Origin of the sequence: Micromonospora sp. NPDC050200 (assembly GCF_040656135.1) — a bacterium.
Lineage (GTDB): Bacteria > Actinomycetota > Actinomycetes > Mycobacteriales > Micromonosporaceae > Micromonospora.
The window spans coordinates 1893-5013 of record NZ_JBFALG010000140.1; the positions used below are offsets into that span (position 1 = coordinate 1893).

At 57.1% G+C, this 3121-nt stretch carries 1 rRNA gene; it reads left to right on the forward strand.

Annotated features, from left to right (window positions below):
• Positions 1–124: 124 nt before the first annotated feature.
• A 23S ribosomal RNA gene (locus tag AB0I41_RS34775) occupies positions 125–3121 on the forward strand; the annotation flags it as partial.

Sequence of the window (3121 nt, forward strand, 5' to 3'; positions counted from 1 at the left end):
TGTGGGCTGCCAGGCATGGCCTGGCCTTGCATACCGTCGGCGGGTTGTCGGGCTGGTGTGGGGCGGATCGGGTTGTGGGTTGGTCGTTTGTTGAGAATTGCACAGTGGACGCGAGCATCTTTGTGGTCAAGTTGTCAAGGGCGAACGGTGGATGCCTTGGCACCAGGAGCCGATGAAGGACGTGGGAGGCCGCGATAGGCCTGGGGGAGCTGTCAACCAAGCTGTGATCCCAGGGTGTCCGAATGGGGAAACCCGGCACCAGTCATGTGGTGTCACCTGCACCTGAACACATAGGGTGTATGGGGGGAACGCGGGGAAGTGAAACATCTCAGTACCCGTAGGAAGAGAAAACAAATAGTGATTCCGTGAGTAGTGGCGAGCGAAAGCGGATTGAGGCTAAACCGGCTGCGTGTGATACCTGTCAGGGGTTGCGTGGTCGGGGTTGTGGGACCCCGCTGAGTGTACTGACATGCACTCGAGGAGTTACAAAGTCAGTGGCTAGCCGAATGGTGTGGAAAAGCCAACCGTAGTCGGTGATAGTCCGGTAGGTGAAAGTTGCTGACCTTCTGTGGGTGTTCCCGAGTAGCGGCGGACCCCTGAAATCTGCCGTGAATCTGCCAGGACCACCTGGTAAGCCTAAATACTTCCTGGTGACCGATAGCGGACTAGTACCGTGAGGGAATGGTGAAAAGTACCCCGGGAGGGGAGTGAAATAGTACCTGAAACCGTTCGCCTACAATCCGTCGGAGCCTTGCGGGGTGACGGCGTGCCTTTTGAAGAATGAGCCTGCGAGTTAGTGGCATGTGGCGAGGTTAACCCGTGTGGGGGAGCCGTAGCGAAAGCGAGTCTGAATAGGGCGATTCAGTCGCGTGTCCTAGACCCGAAGCGGAGTGATCTAGCCATGGGCAGGCTGAAGCGCGGGTAAGACCGCGTGGAGGGCCGAACCCACCAACGTTGAAAAGTTGGGGGATGACCTGTGGTTAGGGGTGAAAGGCCAATCAAACTCCGTGATAGCTGGTTCTCCCCGAAATGCATTTAGGTGCAGCGTCGCGTGTTTCTTGCCGGAGGTAGAGCACTGGATGGTCTAGGGGGCCCACAAGCTTACCGAAATCAGCCAAACTCCGAATGCCGGTAAGTGAGAGCGCGGCAGTGAGACTGCGGGGGATAAGCTTCGTAGTCGAGAGGGAAACAGCCCAGATCACCAGCTAAGGCCCCTAAGCGTGTGCTAAGTGGAAAAGGATGTGGGGTCGCATAGACAACCAGGAGGTTGGCTTAGAAGCAGCCACCCTTTAAAGAGTGCGTAATAGCTCACTGGTCAAGTGGTTCCGCGCCGACAATGTAGCGGGGCTCAAGCACACCGCCGAAGCTGTGGCATTCACATTTTTATCTCGCGGCGCCGTGATGTGCCGTGCAGGTGTGTGGATGGGTAGGGGAGCGTCGTGCCGGGGGTGAAGCAACGGGGTGACCTAGTTGTGGACGCGGCACGAGTGAGAATGCAGGCATGAGTAGCGAAAGAAGGGTGAGAAACCCTTCCGCCGGATGACCAAGGGTTCCAGGGCCAGGCTAATCCGCCCTGGGTGAGTCGGGACCTAAGGCGAGGCCGAGAGGCGTAGTCGATGGACAACGGGTTGATATTCCCGTACCCGCGAAAGAGCGTCCCTGATGAACCTCGTTGTGCTAACCACCCGAACTGCTGGAGGTCTTCGGACTGATGGTGGGGAGCGTGGGAACCTGGCGGGTAGTAGTCAAGCGATGGGGTGACGCAGGAAGGTAGCTGATCCCGGCCGGTGGTTGTGCCGGGGTAAGCGTGTAGGCCGTACCATAGGCAAATCCGTGGTGCATGTAGGCTGAGACGTGATGCCGAGCCGATTCAGGTGAAGTCAGTGATCCTATGCTGCCGAGAAAAGCCTCTAGCGAGTTCTTAGCGGCCCGTACCCCAAACCGACACAGGTGGTCAGGTAGAGAATACCGAGGCGATCGGGCGAACTGTGGTTAAGGAACTCGGCAAATTGCCCCCGTAACTTAGGGAGAAGGGGGGCCGGAGACGTGAAGCCCCGCGCGGGTGGAGCGTTGTATGGCCGCAGAGAGCAGGGGGAAGCGACTGTTTACTAAAAACACAGGTCCATGCGAAGAAGTAATTCGATGTATATGGACTGACGCCTGCCCGGTGCTGGAACGTTAAGGGGACCTGTTAGCTCTTCGGGGCGAAGCGGAGAACTTAAGCGCCAGTAAACGGCGGTGGTAACTATAACCATCCTAAGGTAGCGAAATTCCTTGTCGGGTAAGTTCCGACCTGCACGAATGGCGTAACGACTTCCCCACTGTCTCAACCACAGGCCCGGCGAAATTGCATTACGAGTAAAGATGCTCGTTACGCGCGGCAGGACGGAAAGACCCCGGGACCTTTACTATAGCTTGACATTGGTATCCGAATTAGCTTGTGTAGGATAGGTGGGAGCCGGTGAAGCTCATACGCCAGTATGGGTGGAGGCAATCTTGAAATACCACTCTGGTTGATTTGGGTATCTAACTTCGGACCGTTATCCGGTTCAGGGACAGTGTCTGGTGGGTAGTTTAACTGGGGCGGTTGCCTCCTAAAGGGTAACGGAGGCGCCCAAAGGTTCCCTCAGCCTGGTTGGCAATCAGGTGTTGAGTGCAAGTACACAAGGGAGCTTGACTGTGAGACTGACAGGTCGAGCAGGGACGAAAGTCGGGACTAGTGATCCGGCACTTGCGAGTGGAAGCGGTGTCGCTCAACGGATAAAAGGTACCCCGGGGATAACAGGCTGATCTTCCCCAAGAGTCCATATCGACGGGATGGTTTGGCACCTCGATGTCGGCTCGTCGCATCCTGGGGCTGTAGCAGGTCCCAAGGGTTGGGCTGTTCGCCCATTAAAGCGGTACGCGAGCTGGGTTTAGAACGTCGTGAGACAGTTCGGTCCCTATCCGCCGTGCGCGTAGGATACTTGAGAAGGGCTGTCCCTAGTACGAGAGGACCGGGACGGACGAACCTCTGGTGTGCCAGTTGTCCCGCCAGGGGCACGGCTGGTTAGCTACGTTCGGAAGGGATAACCGCTGAAAGCATCTAAGCGGGAAGCCTGCTTCAAGATGAGGTATCCCA